This window comes from Streptomyces sp. NPDC049813, assembly GCF_044465085.1.
Lineage (GTDB): Bacteria > Actinomycetota > Actinomycetes > Streptomycetales > Streptomycetaceae > Streptomyces.
Genome location: NZ_JBITLI010000002.1, coordinates 528,124 through 554,981 on the forward strand (window position 1 = coordinate 528,124; position 26,858 = coordinate 554,981).

Here is a 26,858-nt window from a genome sequence, read left to right on the forward strand (position 1 = left end):
GTTGACCGCCGGTCACTCGATGGTTCGGTGTGCGGGGGAATCGTGCAGGTCCATGACCGGTCGGCGTCACCTCAGCAGCAAGAGCACCTTCCGCACCGCCGCCCTCGCCCTGGGCGCGGCCCTGGTGGCCGGCTGCGGACTCGTCCCCGGCACGGCCGGCTCCGCCGCGGGCGGCACCGTCACCGTGATGACCTGGGCCCCGGAGAAGACCGACGCGACGAACATGCCGGGCATGCCGGCCATGGCGCAGGCGTACGCGCGCTGGGTCAACGCCCACGGCGGCCTCGGCGGCCGCACCCTGAAGGTCCTCACCTGCAACGACCACAACGACAGCGTGGGCGCCGCGAAGTGCGCCCGCTCCGCCGTCGACCAGGGCGTCGTCGCGGTCGTCGGCTCCTACAGCCAGCACGGCCGCGCCTTCCTCTCGCCGCTGGAGTCCGCCGGCATCCCCTACATAGGCGGCTACGGCGTCAGCGACGCGGAGTTCACCAGCCCGCTCTCCTACCCGGTCAACGGCGGCCAGGCGGCCCTGCTCGCGGGCATCGGCGAGCAGCTCGCCGGGGCCTGCGACCGCACGGTCCTGATCCGCCCCGACACCATCGCGGGCGACGAGCTGCCCGCCCTGCTCGACAACGGCCTCGCGCTGCGCGACCGGCCCGCCGCCATCGATCTGCGCGCCGCGGAGAACGCCACCGACTACGGCGACCAGGCCCGCCGGGCCCTCCAGGCGGCCGGCTCCGATCCGCTCGCCGACGGTTGCGTCGCCGCCGTGCTCGGCGACCGTACGGACACGTTCTTCGACTCCTTCCGGCGGCTGCGCGAGGACTATCCGAAGGTGCGCACGGCGAGCGTCCTCGGCAGCGTCGACCAGACCGTCATCAACCGCACCGGCGGCGCGAGCAGCCCATACGAGGGCGCGTACGTCACCGGCTGGTACCCGGCGGCCGACGACGCGCGGTGGAACCAGCTGCGCAAGGCCATCAACGAACAGGCGTTCGGCGACAACCGGATCGACCCGGCGGACGCGGGCGTGCAGACCACCTGGATCGCGTACACCGTCCTGAAGCAGCTCGTCGAGGGGCTCGGCGACGGCGAGGTGGACGCGCGCGCCCTGCGCATCTCCCTCGACCAGGGCCGCAAGGTCACCACGGGCGGCCTGACGCCGCCGCTGCGCTGGGGCTACGACCACATGTCCGCGGCCGGTGGCTTCCCCCGCCTGGTCAACGCCCGGGTCACCTTCCAGGAGGTGCGCGAGGGCCGGCTCGTCGCGACCCGCAGGAGCGCGGTCGACGTGACCGACATCCTGGCGAAGGCGCCCTGAGCGGGCGCCCTCCCCGTACCGCTACAGCTGCACGGCCGACCGCTGGGTCAGCGCGTACTTCGCGGCGATGGTGTTCCACAGGCCGGAGGCCCTGGTCTTCTCGGCGGACGCCGTCCGGCTCGCCGCGTCGCCCGCGTGCCGCTGCGGGGTGACCTTGGCGTGCCCCTTGTGGCAGCCCTTGTTCCCGGCGGCCTGGTCGCCCCAGGCCGCGTAGTGGGTGTCCGCCGACGCGGACGCCTTCCACGCCTTGGTGAGGGCGTCCTTCAGCGCGGCGTTGCCGGGGAGCTGGTCGACGGCGAGGGCGTTGAGCCGGGTCACCAGGCCGGTGCGCTGGGTCGCCGCGTCGCGCAGGGCCTTGGAGGCGGCGCCCAGCTCCTTGCAGGCGCCGATGTTCGCGACGGCGCCGACGACCGCCTCACGGCTGTTGTTGGAGTCGGCGAGCAGCTTGTCCAGGGCCACGGCCTGCGCCTTCGCGGGGTCCGCGGCCGGGGACGACGCGTCCGACGCGGCGGGCGAGGAGTCCGAGACGGTCTCGGTGGCGTTGGCCTTCTTGTCGTCGTCGCCGCCACCGCTGAGCAGGGCGCCCGCGCCGACGCCGACCACCAGGAGCGCGACACCGATCGCGGCGATCACCGGCACCTTGGAACCGGTGCGGGGGGAGCGGCGCCCCGGCCCGGGCTCGTACCCCTGCGGCTGCTGCGGCGGGCCCTGCGGTCCGCGGCCGGCCGGGCCGTGCGCGGCGTGCGGCGCGGGGCGGGGCTGCTGGGTGTGCGGGTCGAAGCGCGGCATCTGCTGGGTCGATCCGGCCGCGCTCTCCGGCTCCGTGCGGAACAGGGCGTCGAACTCGGCCGGCGGCTGCCGCTCGCCGGGCGCGCCGGGCCGGACGTCGTAGGAGGTGCCCTGCGGCGGCGACGGCTGCGCGGGCACCGGGGGTATGTACTGGGTCGCCTCGCTGTCCGGGCCGCCCGGCACGGCGTCGGGCAGCGCCCCCGGCACCGGCCGGCCCAGGAACTGGGTGGCGTCCGCGACAGGCGCCTCCGGCGGCAGCGGGGCGGCACCACCGTGCCCGTGCTGCGGCTGGTGCTGCTGCGGGTAGGGCTGCTGGTGCGGCTGCGGCTGCTGGTGCGGCTGCGGCTGGGCGACCGGCGCGATGTACTGCGTGGCGTCGCTGTCGAAGGAGCCCGGGTACGAGGCGTCGTAGGAAGCGTCGTACGAGGAACCGTGCGCGGAGGGGTCGTACCCCCCGCCCCGCGGCCCTTCGTACCCGGTGGGCACGGCGGGCGGCAGCGGCGCGGCCGCGCCGTGCGGGGGCTGCGGCCGCTCCGGGGCCTGCGGCGGCAGCGGGGCGGCACCCTGCTGCGGCTGCCCCCACTCGTAGGTCGGCATCGGGCCCGCGGCCTGCGCCTGCTGCGACTCGGGGCCCCAGGGCTGGCCCCACGGGGAGGCGCCCGCGGGCCCCGCCTGGTCGCCGAACGTGCCCGGCAACAGAGGCTCTCCGCCGTCGGCGGGCAGCACGACACCTTCGTGTGCGTGCCGTGCCGCGGGAAGGTGCGGATCTTCTCCGTGTCCGCGCTGCTGCGTCACCGGGACTCCTACGTATGGGGGTCGGAATCGTCGGCTCACGCTACCGGGTCCCCGCACGCCCGTGCTACGCACCTCAAATCTCGGGAGCCTCCCCCGCGACGGGAGTAACAAAACAACGCGGCCGGGCGCTGTTTACACGCCCCGCACCGCGATCAGGCCGCCTGCAACTCCACGCGGGCCCCGAACTCCCGTACCACCGACTCCTCTCCGAACGGTTCGAGCCGTTCTTTGAAGTCCTCCAGGTACTCCGCGCCCCGGTTCGAACGCAGCGTGCCGAGCAGCTCGACGGCCCGGAGTCCCGTGGCACAGCCCTGTTCCACCTCGCGCTGCTGCACCTGCGCCGTGGCCAGCAGGACGAGGCCGATGGCGCGCCGCCTGGCCCGCGACTCGGGGTGGCCGTCGAGCGCCTCCTGCGCCCACCGGGCCGCCTCCCGCGCCTGCCCCAGATCCCGGTGGCAGTGCGCGAGTTCGTCGGCGAGATAGGCGTGGTCGAAGTGGCCGATCCAGACCGGGTCGTCGCCGGAACCGGCCACCGCGTCGGCCCGCTCCATCGCGTCGATCGCCGCGCCCGAGGAGACCTGCGCGGCCCGCGCGTCCCCGAGCAGGGCGTGACCGCGGGCCTCCGCGGCGTGGAACATCGCCTCGGCGCGCGGCGTCACGCGCCCGCGCGTGCCCTCCTGGGCGGCGCGCGCCAGCTGGGCGATCTCGCGCGGATTGCCCAACTGCGCCGCCAGGTGGCTCATCGACGCGGCCAGGACGTATCCGCCGTAACCGCGGTCCCCGGCCGCCTGCGCCAGCCGCAGCGCCTGGATGTAGTACCGCTGCGCGAGGCCCGGCTGCCCGGTGTCGACCGCCATGTATCCGGCCAGTTCCGTCAACCGCGCGACGGCAGCGAACAGTTCGCGCCCCACGGCCTCCCGGTAGGAGCCGGCGAGCAGGCCGCTCACCACGCTGTTCAGGTAGTGCACCAGCACCGGGCGCACGTGCCCGCTGCCGTACTGATGGTCAAGCTCGGTCAGCGCCCGCGTCATCGCCCGCACCGCCGCCACGTCCGAGGGGCCCACCCGCGGCCCGGCCGCGCGGCCGACCTGCGAGTCGGGCACCGAGATCAGCCAGTCGCGGCTGGGCTCGACGAGGGCGGAGGAGGCCACCGAGGAGCCGGACAGGAAGTCCCGCCGCCCCACGTCGCTGCGCCACAGCTCGCAGACCTGCTCGATGGCGCCGAGCACCGTCGGCGAGAACTGCAGGCCGACCCCGGAGGCGAGGTTCTTGCCGTTGGCCATGCCGATCTCGTCGATCGTCACGGTCCGGCCGAGCTTGCGGCCGAGCGCCTCCGCGATGATGCCCGGGGCCCGGCCGCGCGGCTGCTGCCCGCGCAGCCAGCGCGCCACGGACGTCTTGTCGTACCGCAGATCGAGGCCGTGCTCCGCTCCGCACATGTTGACCCGGCGGGCCAGGCCCGCGTTCGAGCACCCCGCCTCCTGGATGAGTGCCTGCAGCCGTTCGTTGGGCTGTCGCGCGACGAGTGGCCGTGCGGCCATGGCGTACCCCCTGCTGTGCCCGTCTCCCGGTGTCCCGGCTGCGACGGCAGCCGGCCGATGGATCACTGCCCGGCGGAGAAACGGAAGATGCACCACAAACGGGTATCAAACCGCGCAGTCGGCGCGGCGCCGCCCGGTGGGGCCTCCTCGTCGGTCTCCCCCTCGTTCCCTCACCGGCCTACCCACCCCCCGCGGCCGCCTCGCGTGCGCGCCCCCGTCCATGCATCCATGCGCCCCACATGCGGGAACGATGCTCCCGCCCCGCGCGCGTGTACGCCCGTAACCCCGAATGGCGGCGGGAGTTGAGAACGTCGTGGAAGAGACCATCACAGGCACCTCGGACGTCACCTCAGCCGTCACCTCACCCGTCACCGCCGCAGGCCAGATCCCCCAGCAGCGCGGCGACTCCCTGCTCGACGCGGCCGTGCGCTACGCGGAGGAGCGGCACTGGGACGTGGTCCCCGGCACCTGGCTGGAGCACGACGAAGGCGTCCAGCGCTGCTCGTGCGGCGACACCGGGTGCCCGGCGCCCGGCGCCCACCCCGCGCGCCCCGACTGGGCGGCCCAGGCCACCGGCAGCGCGACCGGGGCCCGCCGCCTGTGGTCGAAGCAGCCGCGGGCCTCGATCCTGCTCCCCACCGGCCGCACCTTCGACGCGATCGACGTCCCCGAGACCGCCGGCTTCCTCGCCCTGGCCCGCATGGAGCGCATGGAGCTCACCCTCGGCCCGGTCACCTGCACCCCCGACCGCCGCATGCAGTTCTTCGTGCTGCCCGGCGCCGGCCTCAAGGTCCCCGACCTCGTCCGCAAGCTGGGCTGGCCGCCCGCCACCCTGGACCTCGTGACCCTCGGCGAGGGCCGCTACGTGGCCGCGCCGCCGACCCGCTTCGGCGGCCGGGGCGCCGCCCAGTGGGCCTGCCGCCCCACCGCCGCCAACCGCTGGCTGCCCGACGCCGAGGAACTGGTCTCGCCCCTCGCCTACGCATGCGCGCGCGAGGGACGGCGCGGCTGAGCACCCTCCCCGCGCCCGGCTGACGGCCGACGTATCGTCGCGGACGCACGATGTCGCCGACGAAGGGAGCGCGCCCGGTGACCTCGACCGAGGAAACGGCCGCCGTACGCGTACACGACCTGTGGAAGGCGTTCGGCCCCCAGACCGCCGTCGCCGGTATCGAACTCGCCCTGCCCGCGGGCAGGTTCATCGGCCTCGTCGGCCCGAACGGGGCCGGCAAGACCACCACCCTCTCCATGATCACCGGCCTGCTGCGGCCCGACCGCGGCACCGTGCACGTCGCGGGCCACGACGTCTGGGCCGACCCCGCCGCGGTGAAGGCCCGCATCGGCGTCCTGCCCGAGGGACTGCGCCTCTTCGAGCGCCTCTCGGGCCGCGAACTCCTCGCCTACACCGGCCGGTTGCGCGGACTGCCCGGCGCCGAGGTCGACCAGCGCGCCGCGCAGCTCCTCGACGTCCTCGACCTCGCCTCCGCCCAGCACAAGCTCGTCGTCGACTACTCCACCGGCATGCGCAAGAAGATCGGCCTCGCCGCCGCGCTCCTGCACAACCCCGAAGTCCTCTTCCTGGACGAGCCGTTCGAGGGCGTCGACCCCGTCTCCGCGCAGACCATCCGCGGCGTCCTGGAGCGCTTCACCCGCGGCGGCGCCACGGTCGTCTTCTCCTCCCACGTCATGGAACTGGTCGAATCGCTCTGCGACTGGGTCGCCGTGCTGGCCGCCGGCCGCATCCGCGCCCAGGGCCCCCTCGCCGACGTCAAGGGCGACGCGGCGACCCTCCAGGAGGCCTTCCTCGAACTGGTCGGGGCCGGCGGCCGCGACGGCGGCGGCACCCTCGACTGGCTGGGCGGCGCGCGGTGACCCGCGTCCTCGTCCAGCTCAAACTCGCCCTGCTCCGCAACGGCCTGCGCCGGTCCGCGGGGCGCCGCGCCGCCTACCTCGCCTCGGTCACCGCCGTCCTGCTGCTCACCGCGCTCCAGCTCCTCGGCCTCGTCCTGCTCCACGGCAACCCCCACGCGGCCACCGTCGGCACCCTCCTGACCGCCCTGCTCGCGCTCGGCTGGGCCGTCCTGCCGCTCTTCTTCCCCAGCGGCGACGAGACCCTCGACCCGACCCGCCTCGCGATGCTGCCGCTGCGGCCCGACCCGCTCGTCCGCGGCCTGCTCGTCGCCTCCCTCATCGGCATCGGCCCCCTCTTCACGCTCTGCCTCGCCGCCGGCGCCGCCTACGCCGCCGCACGCGGCCCCGCCGCCGCGATCGTCGCCGTCCTCGCGGTCCCGCTCACCGTCCTGACCTGCGTCGCCCTCGCCCGGGCCGTCGCCGCCGCCAACATCCGGCTGCTCACCAGCCGCAAGGGGCGCGACCTCGCCGTCCTCAGCGGCCTCGTCGTCGCCGTCGGCGCCCAGCTCGTCAACTTCGGCGTCCAGCGCCTCGGTTCGGCCGGCGGCGTGGGGGCGCTCGACCCGGCCGCGGACGTGCTGCGCTGGATCCCGCCCGCCGCGGCGATCGGCGCCGTCGACGCGGCGGGCGACGGCGCCTACCTCCGGGCCGCGGCCCAACTCCTGCTCACCGCGGCCGGGTTGGCGGCCCTGCTCACCGTCTGGCGGCGCGCCCTGACCCGCCTGATGACCTCCCCCGACGGATCGACACTCCAGGCGGCGGAACCCACGCGGCGCCGCACCGGCGGCAACCGGCGCCCGCTCCCCGACGGCCGCACCGCCGTCGTCATGGAGCGCACCCTGCGCTACGTGTGGCGCGACCCGAAGACCAAGGCCGCCTGGGTGACGTCCCTCGCCATCGGCCTGATCGTGCCCGTCTTCAACGCCCTCCAGGGCACCGGCTCCGTCTACTTCGCGTGCTTCGCCTCCGGCATGCTCGGCATCCAGATGTACAACCAGTTCGGGCAGGACACGTCCGCGTTCTGGATAGTGGCGATGACCATCGCCGCACCCCGCGACGCCTACCTGGAGCTGCGTGCCCGGGCCCTGGCACTGCTCGTGATCACCCTGCCCTACGCGACTCTCGTCACCGTCGTCACCACGGCGATGCTGGGCGCCTGGGGGGACCTCGCCGAGGTCCTGGGCCTCTCCTTCGCCCTGCTGGGCGCGATGCTCGCGACGGGCGCCTGGTCCTCGGCCCGCTTCCCGTACTCGATCCCGCAGGAGGGCTACAAGAACGTCGCCCCGGGCCAGGCCGGTCTCGCCTGGATCTCCATCTTCGGCGGCATGGTGGCCGCGGCCCTGCTCTGCGCCCCCGTCCTGGCGCTCACCGTCGCCCTGCACGCGGCGGGCGCCGCCGCCTGGTCCTGGACGCTCCTGCCGCTCGGCGCGGCCTACGGCACGGCCGCGGCCTTCCTCGGCCTGCGCCTGGCGGCCCCGCGCACGGCGGCCCGGCTGCCGGAGATCCTGACGGCGGTCAGCAAGGGCTGAACACGCAGACGACCCGCGAGCCATGGTTCCTCCCGCACGAGGCGGTCGGAAGCCGGCCGGACGTACCGGCGGCTCGCGGGTCGGGTGACTGCTTGGGAATAGGGCCGGCTGCACGCCACTCACACGTGCCGGTCCGGCGCCGAATCCGAGATGCGACGTCGGGCCGCTAGCCCGCAGTCACCTCACGCGTCCGGTTCTCATACATCTGCCGAACCACCTCCCTTCTCGTGTACCAACCACCTTAGGAAGGCCCGGCCCGCCCTTCAACCGCTTTTTCGCGACCTCGGCGCACCCGGCCGGAGGCGAACAGGCATGCTGGGTGGATGATCATGTCGGATGTCGCGAAGTTGACCGAACTCCGTGTGGGATGCGTCACGTTCGAGTTGAATGATCTGGAGCAGTACGAGGACCGCGCCGATTCCGTAGCGCCGACACAGCCCGCAGGGGGTGCCAGGTGAGTGCTTCCCGGCGTACGGGGACCGCCGACGCGCTCGGGCCCGACGAGCCCGGGCGGGACGGGGCCGATCTGCTGGCCGCGTTGCTCGACGGGATGGACGCCGCGTTGTGCGCCTTCGACGCGGACGGGGTGGTGACCCACTGGAACCGCGAGGCCGAGCGCATTCTCGGCTGGACGGCGGCGGAGGCCGTGGGGCGCACCGGGTTCGCGGGGTGGGCCGTGCGCTCCGCCGACGCGGACGAGGTGCAGGGGCGGCTGCTGGCCGTGATGCACGCGCCGGGGCGCCAGGTGCACGAGTTCGCGCTGGTGACCAAGGACGGGGGGCGGGTCCTGGTGCGGACCCAGTCCGCCGCCGTGCGCGGGGGCGACGGCAAGCCCGCCGGGGTGTACTGCGCGTTCAGCGAGGTGCACGCGCAGATCGATCTGGAGCGGTCCATCGCGCTGAGCGAGGCGCTGTTCGAGGACGCCGCGTGGGGCGTGGTGCTGGTCGACGCCGACCTGCGGCCCGCGGTGGTGAACGCGTACGCGGCGCGGGCGCTGGGTTCCGGGCGCACCGCCCTGCTGGGGCGGCCACTGGGTGAGCTGATCGGCCAGGGCGTGGAGGAGCTGGAGGGCGCGCTCGGCCATGTGCTCTCCGAGGGGGCGCCGCCGTCGCCGATGGAGGTGTGGGTGACGCTGCGGCTGCCCGGTGAGAGCGGGGGGCGGGCGGAGCGCAGGTGCTGGCGGAGCGGGTTCGTCCGGTTGTCGTCGCCGCTGGCCGAGGAGCCGGTGCCGCTGGGGGTCGGCTGGCTGTTCCAGGACGTGACCGACGCGCGGCTCGTCGAGCAGGAGGCCGCGCAACTGCGGTTCCGGGCCAATCAGTTGCACCGGTCCGCGCGGGCCGCCGCGGAGTGCGAGGACCCGGCGGAGGCGGCCACCGTCCATCTGGACTTCGCGCTGGCGGGGTTCGCCGACCACGCGGTGATCGACCTGGTGGCGAGCGAGGAGCCGCTGCGTCTGGTGCGGGCCGCGGCGACGCCGTCGGGGGCGCCCGGCGCGAGTCTGCTGGTGACGCGGGGTGCGCTGCCCGTGCGGTACGGGGAGGGGCATCCGGCGGTGCAGTGCGTGGAGCGGGCCGGTTCGGTGCGGGCCGCGGCGCCGGAGGAGGGCGGGGCGCGGGCGCAGCGGTGGGCTCAGTCCCGGCAGTGGCCGGAGGGGTCCGTGTTCGCGCTGTGCGCGGTGCTGCGCAGCAGGGGGCGGACGCTGGGCGTGGTGACGTTCCTACGGGGCGCGAGCCGGGCCGGGTTCGAGCGGGGGGACGCGATGTATGCGGAGAGCGTGGCCGCGCGGATCGCCGCCGCGGTGGATCTGGCGGCGCTGGGCGGGGCGGGGGGCTGAGCGCGGGGTCTGGTGGGAGCGGTGCCGGTGGTGTCCGTGGTGTCGCGTGGCGGGCGTGGTATCGCGTGGCGGGCGCGGTGTCGCGTGGTGTCCGTGGTGTCGCGTGGCGGGCGCGGTGTCGCGTGGTGTCCGTGGTGTCGCGTGGCGGGCGCGGTGTCGCGTGGTGTCCGTGGTGTCGCGTGGCCGGCGCGGTGTCGCGTGGCCGGCGCGGTGTCGCGTGGCGGCCGCGGGCGGTCGTGCTGGAGCAGGCGCGGGCGGCCGTGCCGGTGCGGGTGTCAGCGCCGGGGCCTCAGGGCCGACGCGGGAGCGGGCCTCAGTGCTGGTAGAAGATGCGGTCGCGGTACTCGGCGAAGACCCGGGCGTTCCAGTCGTGGCCGCCGTCCACGTTGCCCGAGCGCAGCAACGGCGGCTGGATGCCGCGGTCGGCCAGCGTGGTGGCGCAGGTGGCGAGGGTGGCCTGCATGAGGGCGCTGGTGGTGACGGTGGAGGCGGAGGCGAAGGGGGCGTCGACGCCGTCGTGGCCCAGCTCCGCGTCGCCGACGTCGATCTTGGAGTCCAGGACGACGTCGCAGTGGTCGCGCAGGTACGTGCCGGAGGCGTGCCGGGACCGGGGGGCGTCGGGGCCGGTCGCGTAGGCGAGGGAGGTGACGCCGATGACCTTGATGCCGAGCGCTCGGGCGTTCATCGCCATCTCGACGGGCAGGGCGTTGCGCCCGGACAGGGAGATGATCACCAGGGCGTCGCCCGTGGTGGCGGGGCTGGAGTCGAGGACGGCGGCGGCCAGGCCGTCGACCCGTTCGAGGGCGGAGCCGAGGGTGGCGGGCATGACGTCGACGCCGACGGCGCCGGGGACGGCCAGCAGGTTCATCAGGGCGAGGCTGCCCGCGCGGTAGACGACGTCCTGGGCGGCGAGCGAGGAGTGGCCCGCGCCGAAGGCGAAGAGGCGGCCGCCGGCGACGACGGTGTCGGCGAGCAGGGTGCCGGCGGCGGTGATGTTCTCCGTCTCCTCGTCGCGGACCCGCTGCAGCAGGCCGATCGCGGCGTCGAGATACTGCGTGGCCGGCTTGCTCTCGCGCATCTGCGTAGCCCCTCGCGTCGTGGTGTCGCGGATCACGGTGCGGTCTGGACCAGGGTTGTGTCAATACGCTTCCGCGGCCCTGCCGGGCCCCGTCGCACTGGCGCGGAACGGTTGTCAGCGGTATGCGTCAGAATTGGGGGCAGGGCCGGCGCAGGAGCGACGCGGCGGCCAGCGGGGCCGTCACGGAGCAGAGAGCTACACGAGGGGCACGTATGTCCGGACTGATCGACACCACGGAGATGTACCTCCGCACCATCCTCGAGCTCGAAGAGGAAGGTGTGGTCCCCATGCGCGCCCGGATCGCCGAGCGGCTCGACCAGAGCGGCCCGACGGTCAGCCAGACCGTGGCCCGTATGGAGCGGGACGGCCTGGTCGCCGTCGCCGCCGACCGCCATCTGGAGCTGACCGACGAGGGGCGCCGGCTCGCGACGCGCGTGATGCGCAAGCACCGGCTCGCCGAGTGCCTGCTGGTCGACGTGATCGGCCTGGAGTGGGAGCAGGTGCACGCGGAGGCCTGCCGCTGGGAGCACGTGATGAGCGAGGCCGTGGAGCGGCGCGTCCTGGAGCTGCTGCGGCACCCGACGGAGTCGCCGTACGGGAACCCGATCCCGGGCCTTGAGGAGCTGGGCGAGAAGGACGGCGCCGATCCGTTCCTGGACGAGGGCATGGTCTCGCTGGCCGACCTGGACCCGGGGGCGGACGGCAAGACGGTCGTCGTGCGGCGTATCGGCGAGCCGATCCAGACGGATGCGCAGCTGATGTACACGTTGCGGCGGGCCGGGGTGCAGCCCGGTTCGGTGGTCAGTGTGACGCAGTCGCCGGGTGGGGTGCTGGTGGGTAGCAGTGGGGAGGCGGCGGAGCTGGCGGCGGATATTGCGTCGCACGTCTTCGTGGCCAAGCGGTAGGCGTGCCCGCCGCTTCTTGAGTCCGGCATCAGCGGAGTCCCAGCGCGCGGGCCCCCGCGCCCCCCAGTGACTTTGCCTGCGGCTGGGGTGTGGCTTCGCGCCGTTCCCCCGCGCCCGGGAGATTTTGTCTGCGGCTGCGGTGGGGGCCGGTCGCGCAGTTCCCCGCGCCCCTGGGCAGTTCTTCGGGTGCGGCCCGGTGGGGGCTGGTCGCGCAGTTCCCCGCGCCCCTGGGTGGGTTGTTGTTCGTCTGCGGGCCGGTGGGGGCTGGTCGCGCAGTTCCCCGCGCCCCTAAAAGGACTTCGTCTGCGGGTCCGTGGGGGTTCTCGCGCAGTTCCCCGCGCCCCTGGAGGCTTGCGGCTTCGCCGCTGCCTCAGGGGCCCGATGAGATGGCGCACGAAGTGCGCATCTCGGGGGCGCGGGGAACGGCGCGATCAGCCCCCACCGGACGTGCAGACGAACGGGGGCGCACGCAGTGCGCCTTTCAGGGGCGCGGGGAACTGCGCGAGAAGCCCCACCGGACGGGCAGACAAACGGAGAGCGCACGCAGTGCGCCTTTGAGGGGCGCGGGGAACTGCGCGACCAGCCCCCCACCGGGCGTGCAGACAAACTGGGGGCGGACGCAGTGTGCCCTTTAGGGGCGCGGGGAACTGCGCGAGAGGCCGACGCCGGGTTCGGGGGCGCCGGGACGGTGTGGCAGGGGGAGGGCGGGGTGGGCAGCCGCGTGGCCCTGAATCCACTGCCCGGCAAGATTCACTGTGCGGAATCGCAGCGCCCGCGCGCGTCTCGTGCCAGTCTGTCGCGTGAGGCATATGACCGGAGGGGTGCTGGTATGGACCATCCGCTCGGGACGTGTCGGGGCCGGGGAGCGCGGGGGGCGCGCGGTGCGCGGAGACGGTCCCGGCGGACAGAGAGCCCCGGCGCCGTGCGGCGCCGGGGCCTGTCCTCCCCTGTGTCGACCCGGAGCCCCGAGCTCCCAGGGTCTCCCCCGGCGGATCCCTTTCCCCGAGTGATCCGCCTCCCGAGGAAGAGATCCCCTCGGCGACGCGAGTCATTCCTTGAGGGATGTCACTCAAACGAGGGGTGTTGTCCGCGAGCACCGCGCTTTCGAAAGATTGTTCGATAGCGTGCTCGGGTACGCGAGTGCAGGCGCGACCATCAGGGGGTGCCAGGGGCCATGGCGCGGCGTATCGACGTGACCGGGGCGGACGGGGTGCGCCTCGCCGCCTGGGAGTTCACCGACCCGCCCAAGACGGGCGACGGCGGCCCCGCCCCGGGGGTCCTGCTGCTGCACGGCCTGATGGGCCGCGCCTCCCACTGGGCGGGCACGGCGCGCTGGCTGGCCGAGCGGCACCGGGCGGTCGCCCTGGACCAGCGCGGCCACGGCCGCAGCGAGAAGCCCCCGCAGGGCCCGTTCGACCGCGAGGCGTACGTGCTGGACGCGGAGGCCGCCCTGGTCCAGCTGGGGCTCGGGCCCGCGGTGCTGATCGGGCACTCGATGGGCGCGCTGACGGCCTGGCAGCTCGCCGCCCGCCGCCCGGACCTGGTGCGCGGCCTGATCATCTGCGACATGCGGGCCTCGGCGCTCGGCGCCGCGTCCCAGCGGGAGTGGGAGGACTGGTTCCGGGCCTGGCCGCTGCCGTTCACCACGCTCGCGGACGTGCGGAAGTGGTTCGGCGAGGACGATCCCTGGGTGGAGCGGCCCAACCCGGCCCGCGGCGAGTTCTACGCCGAGGTGATGACCGAGTCCACGGACGGCTGGCGCCCTGTCTTCTCCCAGCCCCAGATGCTCCAGGCGCGCTCGACGTGGGTGTACGACGCGCACTGGGAGGAGCTGGCGGCCGTGCGGTGCCCGACGCTCGTCGTACGGGGCCTGGACGGGGAGTTGGGGCGCGCGGAGGCGCAGGAGATGGTCCGGGTGCTGCCGCGCGGCCAGTACGCGGAGGTGACCGACGCCGGGCACCTGGTCCACTACGACCAGCCCGAGGCGTGGCGCGCGGCGATCGAGCCGTTCCTGGACGGGGTGCTGGCCGGGCTGTGACGGGCCCGGCCACTGGGACGGACGGGAGCCGCCGGACGGGCCTCAGGGGCTGAGGCGTTCGACGTGCCAGGTGCCGTCCCCGGTCGCGACGTACCGCAGCCGGTCGTGCAGCCGGTTCTCGCGGCCCTGCCAGAACTCCACCGTGCGCGGGGTGACCCGGAAGCCGCCCCAGTGCGGCGGCACCGGCACCGCCGAGCCCGGCGGGTGGCGCCGGGCCAACTCCGCGTAGGCGGCGTCGAGTCCGGCGCGGTCCGCGAGCACCGAGGACTGGGCGCTGGCCCAGGCCCCGAGCTGGGAGCCGTGCGGCCGCGAGTGGAAGTAGGCCTCGGTCTCCTCCCGGCCGGTACGCGCCGCCGTCCCGGTGACCTGGACCTGACGGCCCATCGGGTGCCAGGGGAAGAGCAGCGCGACGTGCGGGTTGGCCGCGAGGTCCTGGGCCTTGCGGGAGCCGTAGTTGGTGTAGAAGACGAAGCCCTCGCCGTCGTAGGACTTCAGCAGCACGGTACGGGAGCTGGGCCGGCCGGCGGCGTCGGCGGTGGAGACGACCATCGCGTTCGGCTCGGCGACCGGGCAGCCGGGGGCCGCGGCCTGTTTGAACCAGCGGGTGAACTGGGCCATGGGGTGCGGGGCGAGGTCGGGTTCCAGCAGGCCGCCGTCGTGCGTGCGGTACTGCTCCCGCATGACGGCGGGATCGGGTACGCGGTCGTCGTGGGCGCTCACGGCGCCATCCTGCCGCACCGGCGGGCCGCGGCGAGAAACATGGCACTCAGTGCCGCCACCTCTCGCCATTCGTGGCACTGAGGGTTATCGTCCAGGGACGAGACGGTGCCGGAACCGGCCCCGGTCCGGTTGGGTGATCCCGTGCCGTACGGGGCATGACCGGGGTGGCGGACCGGAGCGCGAGCCGTGCGGCCGCGCATCCCCTGCCTCCGGAGCACGAAGTAGCCGCGCACTGCCGCTACCCACCCCACGCATCACGAGGAGCCGCCTGATGTCTGACCCCGGCTTTGTACCCGGCCTCGAGGGAGTCGTCGCGTTCGAGACGGAGATCGCCGAACCGGACAGGGAGGGCGGCGCCCTGCGGTACCGGGGCGTCGACATCGAGGATCTCGTCGGGCAGGTGTCGTTCGGGAACGTGTGGGGGCTGCTCGTCGACGGCGCCTTCGACCCCGGGCTGCCGCCGGCCGAACCCTTCCCGATCCCGGTCCACTCCGGTGACATCCGCGTCGACGTGCAGTCGGCGCTCGCCATGCTGGCGCCGGTGTGGGGCCTCAAGCCGCTGCTCGACATCGACGAGCGGCAGGCCCGCGACGACCTGGCCCGGGCCGCCGTCATGGCGCTGTCCTACGTCGCCCAGTCGGCGCGCGGGCAGGGCGTGGCGATGGTGCCGCAGCGCGAGATCGACAAGGCGCGGTCCGTCGTCGAGCGGTTCATGATCCGCTGGCGCGGGGAGCCGGACCCCAAGCACGTCGCGGCCGTCGACGCGTACTGGACCAGCGCCGCGGAGCACGGCATGAACGCGTCCACGTTCACCGCCCGCGTCATCGCCTCGACCGGGGCGGACGTCGCGGCGGCGCTCTCCGGGGCGGTCGGGGCGATGTCCGGGCCGCTGCACGGCGGGGCGCCCTCGCGGGTCCTCGGCATGATCGAGGAGATCGAACGGACCGGGGACGCGGAGGGCTTCGTCCGCAGGGCGCTCGACAAGGGTGAGCGGCTGATGGGCTTCGGGCACCGCGTCTACCGGGCGGAGGATCCGCGGGCGCGGGTGCTGCGGCGTACGGCGCGGGAGTTGGGGGCGCCGCGGTTCGAGGTCGCCGAGGCGTTGGAGAAGGCCGCGCTGGCGGAGTTGCACGCGCGGCGGCCCGATCGGGTGCTGGCCACGAATGTGGAGTTCTGGGCGGCGATCGTGCTGGACTTCGCCGAGGTGCCGGCGCACATGTTCACGTCGATGTTCACGTGTGCGCGGACTGCGGGGTGGAGTGCGCATGTTCTTGAGCAGAAGCGGACGGGGCGGTTGGTGCGGCCGTCCGCGCGGTATGTGGGGCCTGGGACTCGGCCGCTCAGTGACATCAGCGGGTTTGAGGGGCTTGAGCGTTAGCCCTGCCGGGGGGGCGGGCCACTGATGCCGTCTTTCACCTGCCGCGCCGCCGTGGCCGCTCGCGCAGTTCCCCGCGCCCCTCAAAGGCCGTCCTTCGACTGACGCGCCGCCGTGGCTGGTCGCGCAGTTCCCCGCGCCCCTCGAAGGCCGTCCTTCGGCTGACGCGCCGTCGTGGCTGGTCGCGCCGTTCCCCGCGCCCCTCGAAGGCCGTCCTTCACCTGCCGCGCCGTCGTGGCTGGTCGCGCCGTTCCCCGCGCCCCTCAAAAGCCGTCCTTCGGCTGACGCGCCGTGGGGGCTGGTCGCGCCGTTCCCCGCGCCCCCGAGATGCGCACTACGTGCGCCATCTCATCGGTCCCGCGTCCGCCTGAGATGCGCACTATGTGCGCTATCTCATCGGTCCCCCAGGGGAGCGGCCGCTGGGGAGCGGCCCCTGAGGCAGCGGCGAAGCCGCAAGCCTCCAGGGGCGCGGGGAACTGCGCGACCAGCCCCCACCGGCCCGCAGCCGTAGAACAGGGGGCGCACGCAGTGCGCCTTTCAGGGGCGCGGGGAACTGCGCGAGAAGCCCCACCGGGCCGCGGACGAAGTACCGCCCAGGGGCGCGGGGAACTGCGCGACCAGCCCCCGCCGGGCCGTAGCCGAAGGGGAGGGGGCGCGGGGAACTGCGCGAGACGACCCGCGGGTCGGCCGTGGAGGGCTGGGCCGGGGCGCGGCCCCGTGGTGCCGGGCCCCGGGTGAGTCGTGGCGGGTCAGGGCGAGAGCGCTCGGTCCACCAGCGCCGTCCACTCGGAGACGACCCGCTCACGCCGAGCCCCGTCATCCGTGAGGAGATGCGCAAGACCGAGCCCCCGCCCCATGTCGAGCAACCCCTGCACAACCTCCCGCACCCCGGCCACCCCCTCATCCGCCTCAAGCAGCCGCACAGCGATCCGGTGGGTCTCACGGCCCACCCGCGCTTCGAGTTCCGCGACCCGCTCCCCGAGCGCCGGCTCGTTCGAGGCGGCGACCCACAGGTGGAGCGCGGCCCGGAACAGCGGGCCCGTGTACAGGTCGACGAGGGCGGCGACGGCCTCCGCCCGGCCGCGCGGGCGCAGGCCGCGCAGGGCCTCGGACCGCTCCTCGGCGACGTACTCGACGGCCGCCGTGAACAGGTCCTCGCGGGTCGGGAAGTGGTGCTGGGCCGCGCCGCGCGACACCCCGGCGTGCTCGGCCACGACGGAGACCGTGGAGCCGGACCAGCCGTGCGCGGCGAGACACGCCACGGCCGACTCCAGGAGCTTTTGCCGGGTGGCGCGCGAGCGGTCCTGCTTCGGTGGGGTCACCACACCCATGCGGGGTCCCGTCGTTCGAGGAAGGCGGTCATCCCTTCGCGGGCCTCGGAGGAGGCGAACAGCCGCGCCGACAGCGCCGTCAGCGCCCCCGCGTCCCGGTCGAAGGCTTCCAGGACCTTAACCGTCAGCAGCCGCTTCGTCTCGGCCAGCCCCTGCGGGGAGGCCCGGCGCAGCCCGTCGAGGACCGGTCCGAGGGCCTCGTCCGCGTCCGGCCCGGCCACGGTCACCAGGCCGAGCCGCACCGCCTCCGCCGCGTCGAACCGCTCCCCCGTCAGGTAGTAGCGGGCCGCGGCGCGCGGATCGAGGCGGGGCAGCAGCGGCAGGGAGATCACCGCGGGCGCGACCCCGATGCGTACCTCGGTGAAGGCGAACGAGGAGGCCGCGGAGGCCACCGCGATGTCGCAGGCGCCCAGCAGGCCGAGGCCGCCCGCGCGCACGTGTCCGTCGACCCGGGCGACGACGGGCTTGGGCACCCGCACGATCCGGCGGAACAGGTCCACCAGCGCGTCCGGGTCCGGCGGGTCGCGCAGGTCGGCGCCGGCGCAGAACGTGGTGCCGGTGTGGGTGAGGACCACGGCCCGCACCCCGGGGTCCTTCCCGGCCACCGTGAGCAGGTCCGCCAGTTCGCCGACGAGCGCCGCCGACAGGGCGTTGCGACGCTCGGGCGCGTTCAGCGTGAGCGTGACCAGGCCCTGCGCGGCGGCGACGCGGACCAGCGGCTCCGGCGCCATCAGCTCCCCCTCAGTTCGCGGCGCAGGATCTTGCCCGACGCCGCGCGCGGCACCGCGTCGACGAAGGCGACGCGGCGGACCTTCTTGTACGGGGCGACGCGTTCGGCGACGTACGCCATGACGGCCTCCTCGGTCAGGGGCGGGGCGGACAGGTCCGACGGGCCGGGCGGGGCCGCGCGGACGACGAACGCCTTCGGGATCTCGTTCCCGTCGTCGTCGGGGACGCCGATCACTGCGGCGTCGGCGATGCCGTCGTGGGTGAGCAGCAGCGCCTCCAGGTCGGCGGGGGCGACCTGGAACCCCTTGTACTTGATGAGTTCCTTGACCCGGTCGACGACGAACAGCCAGCCGTCGGCGTCCACATGGCCGACGTCCCCGGTGTGCAGCCAGCCGTCGGCGTCGATCATGTCGTGGGTGGCCTCGGGCCGGCCGAGGTAGCCCTTCATGACCTGCGGGCCGCGGATGAGGACCTCGCCGGGTTCGCCGGGCGCGGCGTCCTTCGCCGGGTCGTCCAGGGACAGCAGCCGCATCTCGGTGGAGGCGATGAGCTTGCCGACGGTGCCGGGCGGGGCGTCCGCGGCGTTCAGGGGGACGACGTGGGTGCCGGGGGAGAGTTCCGTCATTCCGTACGCCTGGCCGACGGGCGGCAGGCCGAGCCGGCGCGAGCAGGCCTGGGCGAGTTCGGCGTCCAGCGGGGCCGCCGCGCTGATGACGTAGGTCAGCGACGACAGGTCGTAGCCCTCGACGGCCGGGTGCTTGGCGAGGGCGAGGACGATCGGCGGCGCCACGTAGAGGGCGTTGATGCGGTGTTCCTGGATCGCGGCGAGGAAGGTGTCGAGTTCGAAGCGGGGCAGGACGACGACGGTCGCGCCCTGCCGGAGCGGGGCGTTCATCAGGGCCGTCAGGCCGTAGATGTGGAAGAAGGGCAGGACGGCGAGGATGCGGTCGCCGGGGCCCATCGGGACGAGGGGTTCCAGCTGGGTGAGGTTGGTGGCGATGTTGCGGTGGGTGAGCATGACGCCCTTGGGCAGGCCGGTGGTGCCCGAGGAGTAGGGCAGCGCGGCCACGTCCCCGGCCGGGTCGAAGGCGACCTCCGGCACGGCGGCGTCGGTGCCGAGCATGTCGAGCAGGGAGCGGTGGCCGCTCTCCCCCGCCGGGTCGCAGACGAGGATCTCCCGGATGCCGCCCGCGAGTTCGGCGGCTGCGCGGGCGGCTGCGAGCAGCGGGGTGACGGTGACGATCCAGCGCGCGGCGGAGTCCCGCAGCTGCTTGGCGAACTCCTCGGGCGTGGCGAGCGGATGCACCGTGGTCACGGAGGCGCCGGCGCGCGTGGCGCCGTAGAACGCGACCGGGTAGGCGATCGTGTTGGGGCTGTGCAGGGCGAGGACGTCGCCCTTGCGGACCCCGGCCGCGGCGAGGCCCGCGGCGACGTCGCGGTGGAAGCGGTCGAGCTGGGCGTAGCCGAGCGTCGTGCCGGCCACCCCGTCGACGAGGGCGGGGGTGTCGCCGCGGGCGGCGGCCCCGCCGAGCACGGCGTCGTGGATGGGCTGGTCGACGACGGCGACGTCCTCGTACGCACTGCGATACACCATGCTGAACTCCTCGTGGCGGAAGTGGCATCGGGCTCAGTACGACTTGGGCAGTCCCAGGCTCTGGTGGGACACGTAGTTGAGGATCATCTCGCGGCTCACCGGGGCGATCCGGGCCACGCGGGAGGCGGTGACGAGCGAGGCGAGGCCGAACTCGCGGGTCAGGCCGTTGCCGCCGAGCGTGTGCACGGACTGGTCGACGGCGCGGACGCAGGCCTCCGCGGCGGCGTACTTGGCCATGTTGGCGGCCTCGCCCGCGCCGGCGTCGTCGCCCGCGTCGTACAGCCGGGCCGCCTTCTGCATCATCAGGCGGGCCAGCTCCAGCTCGATGTGGACCTGGGCCAGCGGGTGGGCGATGGCCTGGTGGGCGCCGATGGGCTCGCGCCACACGGTGCGTTCGCGGGCGTACGCGACGGCGCGGCGCAGCGCGAAGCGGCCCATGCCGATGGCGAAGGCGGCGGTCATCACGCGCTCCGGGTTGAGCCCGGCGAAGAGCTGGAGCAGGCCCGCGTCCTCGTCGCCCACCAGCGCGTCGGCGGGCAGCCGCACCTCGTCGAGGGTCAGCTCGAACTGCTTCTCCGCGGCGTGCAGCTCCATGTCGATCTGCCGGCGGCCGAAGCCCGGGGTGTCGCGGCCGACGATGAACAGGCAGGGCTTGAGCTTTCCGGTACGGGCGTCGGAGGTGCGGCCCACGATGAGCGTGGCGTCGGCGATGTCGACCCCGGAGACGAAGACCTTGCGGCCGGTCAGGATCCAGGAGCCGTCGTCGTCCCTGCGGGCGGTGGTGGTGATGCGGTGCGCGTTCGATCCGGCGTCGGGTTCGGTGATGCCGAAGGCCATGGTGCGGCTGCCGTCGGCGAGCCCCGGCAGCCAGGCCCGCTTCTGCTCCTCGGTGCCGAACCGGGCGATCACGGTGCCGCAGATCGCGGGCGAGACGACCATCATGAGCAGCGGGGACCCGGCCGCCCCCAACTCCTCAAGGACGATGGAGAGTTCCGCGATGCCACCGCCTCCGCCGCCGTACTCCTCGGGGAGGTTGACGCCGAGGTAGCCGAGCTTGGCGGCCTCGGCCCACAGCTCCTCGGGGTGGCCGCCGGCCGCGGTGACCCGGGTCAGGTAGTCGCGGCCGAACCGCTTGCCGAGTGCGGCGACGGCGGCGCGCAGCGCCTGGTGCTCTTCGGTCTCGACGACGGTGCCGACAGTGCTCATGCGGTGGTTTCCTCCCCGGACGGTGCTGCGGTGACGGGTGACTCTTCGGCGGTGGGGGCCACTCCTGCGGTGGGGGCCGGTCCTGCGTTGGTGGCGGCCGGTCCCTCGGCGGCGGCAGCGCCTTCAGAGGGCGCGGCCCCTTCCACCACGGCCAGCAACGACCCCACCTCGACCTGCCGCCCGACAGCCGCGTGCAGCGCGGTGAGCGTGCCGGAGGCGGGCGCGGTGATGCGGTGTTCCATCTTCATCGCCTCCAGCCAGATCAGGGGCTGCCCGGCGGTGACGGCGGCGCCCTCGGCGAGTCCGTCGGCGACGCGGACGACGGTGCCGGGCATCGGTGCGAGCAGGGAGCCGGGGGCACGCTGCTCGCTCGGGTCGGTGAAGCGCGGCAGGGCGGTGAGGGCGGTGCCGTTCACGTACACGCGGTCGCCGTACGCGGCGACGGCGAACTTGCGCCGCACTCCCCCCACTTCGAGGACGACCTGGTCCGGGGAGGCGTGCACGACGTGCACGTCGTCGGCTTCGAGGCCGTCGCGGGTGTGCCGGTAGCGGGCCTCGTGCTCGGTGCCGTCCGGTTCGGTGCGGTAGCGCTTGAGCTGGGGCTGCGAGGGCACGTTGCGGAACCCGGCGAACCGGTGGCCGCGGGCGCTCGCGAGGGCGGCGGCGAGCGGCGCGTACGGGTCGGGTTCCGCGGCCGTGAGGGCGGCGAGGTGCCGCTCGTAGAACCCGGTGTCCATGCGGGCGTCCGTGAACTCGGGGTGGCGCAGGGAGCGGACGAGCAGCTCCCGGTTGGTCGCCGGGCCGTGCACCTCGGCGCGCTCCAGGGCCCCGGCGAGGGCGCGGACGGCGGCGGCCCGGGTGGGCGCGTGCGCGACGACCTTGGCGAGCATGGCGTCGTAGTGCACGCCGATGGGGTCGCCGTCGGTGTACCCGGTGTCGAGCCGTACGCCACCCGGGACGCGGAGCCGGTGCAGGGTGCCGGTCTGCGGGGCGAATCCGGCGGCCGGGTCCTCCGCGTACAGGCGGGCCTCGACGGCGTGCCCCCGCGGGCCCGGCGGTTCCTTGTCGAGCGCCTCGCCCTCGGCGATCCGCAGTTGCAGGGCGACGAGGTCGACGCCGAACACGGCTTCGGTGACGGGGTGTTCGACCTGGAGGCGGGTGTTCATCTCCAGGAAGTGCGCGGTGCCGTCGGCGACGAGGAACTCCACGGTTCCGGCGCCCACGTACCCGGTGGCCCGTACGGCCCGCTCGGCCAACCCATACACGCGCGCTTCGAGTTCACCCGTGATGCCCGGCGCGGGCGCCTCCTCGATCACTTTCTGGTGCCGTCGTTGCAGCGAGCAGTCGCGCGTGCCCAGCATCCACACGGTGCCGTGCGCGTCGGAGAGGACCTGCACCTCGACGTGGCGTCCGCCCTCGACGTACGGCTCGACGAAGACCTCGCCGTCCCCGAACGCGGACAGCGCCTCGGCCCGCGCCGCCGCCAACTCATCTTCCAGCGCGGCAAGTTCGCGGACGACCCGCATGCCGCGGCCGCCGCCGCCCGCGGCGGCCTTCACCAGGACCGGCAGGTCGGCCTCGGTGACCTCGCCGAGCGGCGCGATACCCATCAGCTCCTTGGCGCGCGTCTTGGACGCCATCGCCTCGATCGCGGCGGGCGGCGGGCCGATCCAGCCGAGCCCGGCGTCGGTGACGGCCCGCGCGAAGGCGGCGTTCTCGGAGAGGAAGCCGTACCCGGGGTGGACGGCGTCGGCGCCCGCGTCCAGGGCGGCCTTCACCACGAGGTCGGCGCGGAGGTAGGTCTCGGCGGGGGTGGCGCCGGGGAGGCGTACGGCGAGGTCGGCCTCGCGGACGTGGAGCGCGCCCGCGTCCGGGTCCGAGTGCACGGCGACCGTGCGGATGCCCAGGTCACGGCAGGTACGGAAGACGCGGCAGGCGATCTCGCCGCGGTTCGCCACAAGAACACTGGTGATCATCGGGGTCACATCCTGAAGACGCCGAAGCCGCCGCGGGCGCCCTCGTACGGTGCGGTGTGGATGGCGGACAGGCAGATGCCGAGGACGGTACGGGTGGCGCGCGGGTCGATGATCCCGTCGTCGTAGAGCCGGCCGGACAGGAACGCCGGCAGCGACTCGGCCTCGATCTGCTGCTCGACCATGGCGCGCAGTCCGGCGTCGGCCTCCTCGTCGTACGGCAGCCCCTTCGCGGCGGCGGACTGCCGCGCCACGATCGACAGCACGCCCGCGAGCTGCTGCGGCCCCATGACGGCGGACTTGGCGCTGGGCCAGGCGAAGAGGAAGCGGGGGTCGTAGGCGCGCCCGCACATGCCGTAGTGCCCGGCGCCGTAGGAGGCGCCCATGAGGACGGACAGGTGCGGGACGCGGCTGTTGCTGACGGCGTTGATCATCATCGAGCCGTGCTTGATGATGCCGCCCTGCTCGTACTCCTTGCCGACCATGTAGCCGGTGGTGTTGTGCAGGAAGAGCAGCGGGATGGAGCGCTGGTTGGCGAGCTGGATGAACTGTGCGGCCTTCTGGGACTCCTCACTGAACAGCACGCCCTGCGCGTTGGCGAGGATGCCGACGGGATAGCCGTGCAGGGAGGCCCAGCCGGTGACGAGGCTCGTTCCGTACAGCGGCTTGAACTCGTCGAAGTCGGAGCCGTCCACGATCCGCGCGATGACCTCGCGCGGGTCGAAGGGCACCTTCAGGTCCTCCGGCACGATCCCGAGCAGTTCCTCCGGGTCGTACTCGGGTTCCTGCGCGAGCGGCGGATCGCCGTACGCCTTGCGGTGGTTGAGGCGGGCGACGACGCGGCGCGCCTGGCGGATCGCGTCCTGTTCGTCGACGGCGAAGTGGTCGGCGAGGCCGGAGGTGCGGGCGTGCATCTCGGCGCCGCCGAGCGATTCGTCGTCGCTCTCCTCGCCGGTCGCCATCTTCACCAGGGGCGGTCCGCCGAGGAAGACCTTGGCCTTCTCCTTGACCATGATCACGTGGTCGGACATGCCGGGGATGTAGGCGCCGCCGGCCGTGGAGTTGCCGAAGACGACGGCGACCGTGGGGATGCCCGCGGCGGAGAGCCGGGTGAGGTCGCGGAAGATCGCGCCGCCCGGGATGAAGATCTCCTTCTGCGAGGGCAGGTCGGCGCCGCCGGACTCGACGAGGGAGACGCAGGGCAGCCGGTTGGCGAAGGCGATCTCGTTGGCGCGCAGCGCCTTCTTCAGGGACCAGGGGTTGCTGGCGCCGCCGCGCACGGTCGGGTCGTTGGCCGTGATCAGGCACTCCACGCCCTCGACCACGCCGATCCCGGTGACGAGGGAGGCGCCCACGGTGTAGTCGCTGCCCCAGGCGGCGAGCGGCGACAGCTCCAGGAAGGGGGTGTCGGGGTCGACGAGCAGCTCGATGCGTTCGCGGGCCAGCAGCTTGCCGCGCTTGCGGTGCCGCCGCACGTACTTCTCGCCGCCCCCGGCCAGGGCCTTCGCGTGCTCGGCGTCGAGCGCGGCGAGCTTGTCGAGGAGGGCCGCGCGGTGGGCGGCATAGTCGTCGGACCGGGTGTCCAGGGCGCTGGCCAGGACGGTCACAGCAGAGCCTCCGGGAGGTCGAGGTGGCGGGAGCGCAGCCATTCGCCGACGCCCTTGGCCTGCGGGTCGAAGCGGGCCTGCGCGGCGACGCCCTCGCCGAGGAGGCCCTCGACGGTGAAGTTCAGGGCGCGGAGGTTCGGCAGGACGTGCCGCGTGACCGGCAGTCCGGCGCATTCGGGCAGCAGTTGGCGGAACAGGTCGACGGTGAGGGTGTGGGCCAGCCACGGCCAGGCCGCCTCGCCGGTGGCCCAGACGCCGATGTTGGCGTCCCCGCCTTTGTCGCCGCTGCGGGCCCCGACGACGCGGCCGAGCGGCGCGCGGCGGGTGGGTCCGGCGGGCGGCGGCGGGGGCAGCCCGGGCTCGTCGACGGGTTCCAGGGCGCGGGTGGCGCCTTCGTACCGCGGCACGTCCCGGCGCTCACCGTCCGGCAGCACAGCGAGGTGCGGGACGTCGTCGCGGTCGACGTACGCGGCCTCGAAGACGCCGTACGGGGAGCCCTTGCCGGGCGGCGCGGTGACGTGGAACCCGGGGTAGGACCCGAGCGCCAGCTCCACGGCGGCCCCGCTCAGCGCGCGCCCGACCGCGTCCTGGTCCCGGTCGCGTACGACGAGCCGCAGCAGGGCACTGGCGGTCTCCTCGGTGTCGGCGTCCCGCCGGTCGGTCCGCGCCAGCTCCCAACGAACCTCGGCGGGACTCGACTTGGCTGCGCGCAGGGCCTCGTCCATCTGCCGTCGTACGAGCGCGGCCTTGGCCTCGATGTCGAGCCCGGTGAGTACGAAGACGACCTCGTTGCGGAACCCGCCGAGCCGGTTGAGCCCGACCTTGAGGGTGGGCGGCGGCGCCTCACCGCGTACGCCGTGCACGCGCACCCGGTCGGGCCCGTCCTGCGCGAGGCGGACGGTGTCGAGGCGGACGGTGACGTCGGGTCCGGCGTACCGGGCGCCCCCGGTCTCGTACAGCAGCTGGGCGGTGACGGTGCCGGTGTCGACGAGGCCGCCGGTGCCGGGGTGCTTGGAGATGACGGCGGTGCCGTCCTCGTGGATCTCGGCGAGCGGGAACCCGGGCCGGCGCACCTGCTCGGCGTGCGCGGCGAACTGCGAGTAGTTGCCGCCGGTCGCCTGGGTCCCGCACTCCAGGACGTGCCCGGCGACGACGGCCCCGGCGAGCCGGTCGTACGCGTCGGGGGCCCAGCCGAAGTGCCAGGCGGCGGGCCCGCTGACCAGGGCGGCGTCGGTGACGCGGCCGGTGACGACGATGTCGGCGCCCGCGCCCAGGCAGGAGGCGATCCCGGCGCCGCCGAGGTAGGCGTTGGCGGTGAGGGCGCCGGGGAAGCGTCCGGTGGCCAGCAGGTCGTCGCCCTCGACGTGGGCGACCCGGGCCGGGACGCCGAGCCGATCCGCCAACTCCCGCACCGCGGCGGCGAGTCCGGCGGGATTCAGCCCGCCCGCGTTGGCGACGATCTTGACGCCGCGTTCGACGGCGAGCCCGAGGCACTCCTCCAGCTGGCGCAGGAAGGTACGGGCGTAGCCGCGCCCCGGGTCCTTGAGCCGGTCCCGGCCCAGGATCAGCATGGTCAGCTCGGCGAGGTAGTCGCCGGTCAGCACATCGAGGGGGCCGCCGGTCAGCATCTCGCGCAGGGCGTCGAAGCGGTCGCCGTAGAAGCCGGACGCGTTGCCGATCCGCAGCGGCGGGCGGCTCACGCGGCGGGCCCCGGCCGCGGCCCCTTGGGCGGGCGCCCCCGCCCCGGCGGTCCGGCGAAGGCCTGGGCGATGTCCAGCCAGCGGTCGGCGTCCGGCCCGTCCGCGCGGACGGCGAGGTCGTCACGGTGAGCACGCTGGGTGACGAGGAGGCAGAAGTCCAGGGCGGGCCCGGTCACCCGCTGGCCCGCGCCCTCGGACCCGTAGGCCCACAACTCGCCGCCCGGCCCCACGAGTTCGACGCGGAACTCGGCATCGGGTGCGGGCAGCCCGTGCGCGGCGAAGGCGAAGTCCCGGGCGCGGACCCCGATCCGGGCGACGTGCCGCAGCCGGCCGGTGGGCGGACGCTCGACCCCGAGCGCCTCGGCGACGTCCTCGCCGTGCGCCCAGGTCTCCATGAGGCGCCCGGTGGCCATGGAGGCGGCGGACATGGGCGGCCCGTACCAGGGGAACTTCGCCTTCGACGCCGCGGCGGCCCGCAACGCCTCCTGCAACTCCTCCCGCCCGTCGCGCCAGCGCGCCAGCAGGGCCGCGGGCTCCTGCGCCGCTCCCTCGTCGGCCCCGTCGTCCACGAACGACTCCGGCGCGGCGAGCGCCTTGGCGACCTCCGCGGCGAACGCCTCCGGGTCGCCCATGGCCAGCAGCGCGGCGCGGTCGGTCCAGGCGAGGTGGGCGATCTGGTGGGCGACGGTCCAGCGCGGGGCGGGGGTCGGCGCGGCCCACTGTTCGGGCGTCAACGCGGCTACCAGGGAGTCGAGTTGCTGGCTCTCATCCCGCAAGTCGTCGAACGGGGCCGTCATTTCGGACACGGAGCGCTCCCGGGGGCACGGCGGTGTGTGTGCGGCGTGCGAGGAGCATGGCAGCGGGTCAGGAAACAATCAAGCG

Annotated in this window: 20 protein-coding genes; 8 read left to right on the forward strand and 12 right to left on the reverse strand. The window is 74.3% G+C overall.

What is annotated here, in order from left to right:
- Positions 1-52: 52 nt before the first annotated feature.
- A complete protein-coding gene (locus ACIBW6_RS06500) occupies positions 53-1,321 on the forward strand; it encodes an ABC transporter substrate-binding protein (protein WP_399057267.1) in 1,269 nt (422 codons plus the stop codon).
- 21 nt (positions 1,322-1,342) lie between these two features.
- Here the strand turns inward: ACIBW6_RS06500 and ACIBW6_RS06505 are convergent, their stop codons facing one another.
- A complete protein-coding gene (locus tag ACIBW6_RS06505; RefSeq protein WP_399057269.1) occupies positions 1,343-2,905 on the reverse strand; it encodes a hypothetical protein in 1,563 nt (520 codons plus the stop codon).
- 152 nt (positions 2,906-3,057) lie between these two features.
- Entirely contained in the window at positions 3,058-4,446 is a 1,389-nt protein-coding gene (locus tag ACIBW6_RS06510; protein ID WP_399057271.1) for a transcriptional regulator, read from the reverse strand.
- A 289-nt stretch (positions 4,447-4,735) separates the two neighbouring features.
- Between ACIBW6_RS06510 and ACIBW6_RS06515 the strand changes: the two genes are divergently transcribed.
- From ACIBW6_RS06515 to ACIBW6_RS06530, 4 genes are all read left to right on the forward strand, one after another.
- Positions 4,736-5,458, forward strand: coding sequence for a bifunctional DNA primase/polymerase (locus ACIBW6_RS06515; protein ID WP_399057273.1), 723 nt, complete (start codon positions 4,736-4,738; stop codon positions 5,456-5,458).
- A gap of 50 nt (positions 5,459-5,508) precedes the next feature.
- Positions 5,509-6,318, forward strand: coding sequence for an ABC transporter ATP-binding protein (locus ACIBW6_RS06520; protein ID WP_399057275.1), 810 nt, complete (start codon positions 5,509-5,511; stop codon positions 6,316-6,318).
- On the forward strand, positions 6,297-7,886 hold the full coding sequence (locus tag ACIBW6_RS06525; protein WP_399057709.1) for a transporter: 1,590 nt from the start codon (positions 6,297-6,299) through the stop codon (positions 7,884-7,886). The genes ACIBW6_RS06520 and ACIBW6_RS06525 overlap by 22 nt, the downstream gene beginning before the upstream one ends.
- A gap of 454 nt (positions 7,887-8,340) precedes the next feature.
- Positions 8,341-9,720, forward strand: a complete 1,380-nt coding sequence (locus ACIBW6_RS06530) for a PAS domain-containing protein (RefSeq protein WP_399057277.1) — start codon at positions 8,341-8,343, stop codon at positions 9,718-9,720.
- A gap of 313 nt (positions 9,721-10,033) precedes the next feature.
- On the opposite strand, the gene ACIBW6_RS06535 is transcribed toward ACIBW6_RS06530, so the two are convergent.
- Positions 10,034-10,798, reverse strand: coding sequence for an SIS domain-containing protein (locus ACIBW6_RS06535; RefSeq protein ID WP_399057279.1), 765 nt, complete (start codon positions 10,796-10,798; stop codon positions 10,034-10,036).
- A gap of 212 nt (positions 10,799-11,010) precedes the next feature.
- Between ACIBW6_RS06535 and ACIBW6_RS06540 the strand changes: the two genes are divergently transcribed.
- Positions 11,011-11,703 carry a metal-dependent transcriptional regulator gene (locus ACIBW6_RS06540; RefSeq protein WP_399057281.1) on the forward strand — a complete coding sequence of 231 codons (693 nt, stop codon included), beginning with the start codon at positions 11,011-11,013 and terminating at the stop codon, positions 11,701-11,703.
- 1,174 nt (positions 11,704-12,877) lie between these two features.
- Entirely contained in the window at positions 12,878-13,741 is an 864-nt protein-coding gene (locus tag ACIBW6_RS06545) for an alpha/beta fold hydrolase (RefSeq protein WP_399057283.1), read from the forward strand.
- Between the two features lie 42 nt (positions 13,742-13,783).
- Here the strand turns inward: ACIBW6_RS06545 and pdxH are convergent, their stop codons facing one another.
- Positions 13,784-14,422 carry a pyridoxamine 5'-phosphate oxidase gene (pdxH, locus tag ACIBW6_RS06550; RefSeq protein ID WP_399057711.1) on the reverse strand — a complete coding sequence of 213 codons (639 nt, stop codon included), beginning with the start codon at positions 14,420-14,422 and terminating at the stop codon, positions 13,784-13,786.
- Positions 14,423-14,732: 310 nt separating this feature from the next.
- Here pdxH and ACIBW6_RS06555 point away from each other — a divergent pair, with 310 nt between their 5' ends.
- Positions 14,733-15,839 (forward strand): citrate synthase 2, encoded by a 1,107-nt coding sequence (locus ACIBW6_RS06555; protein ID WP_399057285.1) that lies wholly within the window; start codon positions 14,733-14,735, stop codon positions 15,837-15,839.
- A gap of 746 nt (positions 15,840-16,585) precedes the next feature.
- Here ACIBW6_RS06555 and ACIBW6_RS06560 read toward each other — a convergent pair.
- Genes ACIBW6_RS06560 through ACIBW6_RS06595 form a run of 8 tightly spaced genes read right to left on the reverse strand, consistent with a single transcriptional unit; the run spans position 16,586 to position 26,773 of the window.
- Positions 16,586-17,167, reverse strand: a complete 582-nt coding sequence (locus ACIBW6_RS06560; protein ID WP_399057287.1) for a TetR/AcrR family transcriptional regulator — start codon at positions 17,165-17,167, stop codon at positions 16,586-16,588.
- Positions 17,155-17,898, reverse strand: coding sequence for an enoyl-CoA hydratase family protein (locus ACIBW6_RS06565; protein ID WP_399057289.1), 744 nt, complete (start codon positions 17,896-17,898; stop codon positions 17,155-17,157). The genes ACIBW6_RS06560 and ACIBW6_RS06565 overlap by 13 nt, the downstream gene beginning before the upstream one ends.
- Positions 17,898-19,490 carry a 4-coumarate--CoA ligase family protein gene (locus tag ACIBW6_RS06570; RefSeq protein ID WP_399057291.1) on the reverse strand — a complete coding sequence of 531 codons (1,593 nt, stop codon included), beginning with the start codon at positions 19,488-19,490 and terminating at the stop codon, positions 17,898-17,900. Before ACIBW6_RS06570 ends, ACIBW6_RS06565 begins: the two co-directional genes overlap by 1 nt.
- Positions 19,491-19,523: 33 nt before the next feature.
- A complete protein-coding gene (locus tag ACIBW6_RS06575) occupies positions 19,524-20,696 on the reverse strand; it encodes an acyl-CoA dehydrogenase family protein (RefSeq protein ID WP_399057293.1) in 1,173 nt (390 codons plus the stop codon).
- Positions 20,693-22,672 carry an acetyl/propionyl/methylcrotonyl-CoA carboxylase subunit alpha gene (locus ACIBW6_RS06580; protein WP_399057295.1) on the reverse strand — a complete coding sequence of 660 codons (1,980 nt, stop codon included), beginning with the start codon at positions 22,670-22,672 and terminating at the stop codon, positions 20,693-20,695. The genes ACIBW6_RS06575 and ACIBW6_RS06580 overlap by 4 nt, the downstream gene beginning before the upstream one ends.
- 5 nt (positions 22,673-22,677) lie before the next feature.
- Positions 22,678-24,276, reverse strand: a complete 1,599-nt coding sequence (locus tag ACIBW6_RS06585; RefSeq protein ID WP_399057297.1) for an acyl-CoA carboxylase subunit beta — start codon at positions 24,274-24,276, stop codon at positions 22,678-22,680.
- A complete protein-coding gene (locus ACIBW6_RS06590) occupies positions 24,273-25,976 on the reverse strand; it encodes an acyclic terpene utilization AtuA family protein (protein ID WP_399057299.1) in 1,704 nt (567 codons plus the stop codon). The genes ACIBW6_RS06585 and ACIBW6_RS06590 overlap by 4 nt, the downstream gene beginning before the upstream one ends.
- Complete coding sequence (locus tag ACIBW6_RS06595) at positions 25,973-26,773, reverse strand: TIGR03084 family metal-binding protein (RefSeq protein WP_399057713.1); 801 nt, start codon at positions 26,771-26,773, stop codon at positions 25,973-25,975. Before ACIBW6_RS06595 ends, ACIBW6_RS06590 begins: the two co-directional genes overlap by 4 nt.
- Positions 26,774-26,858: the final 85 nt, after the last annotated feature.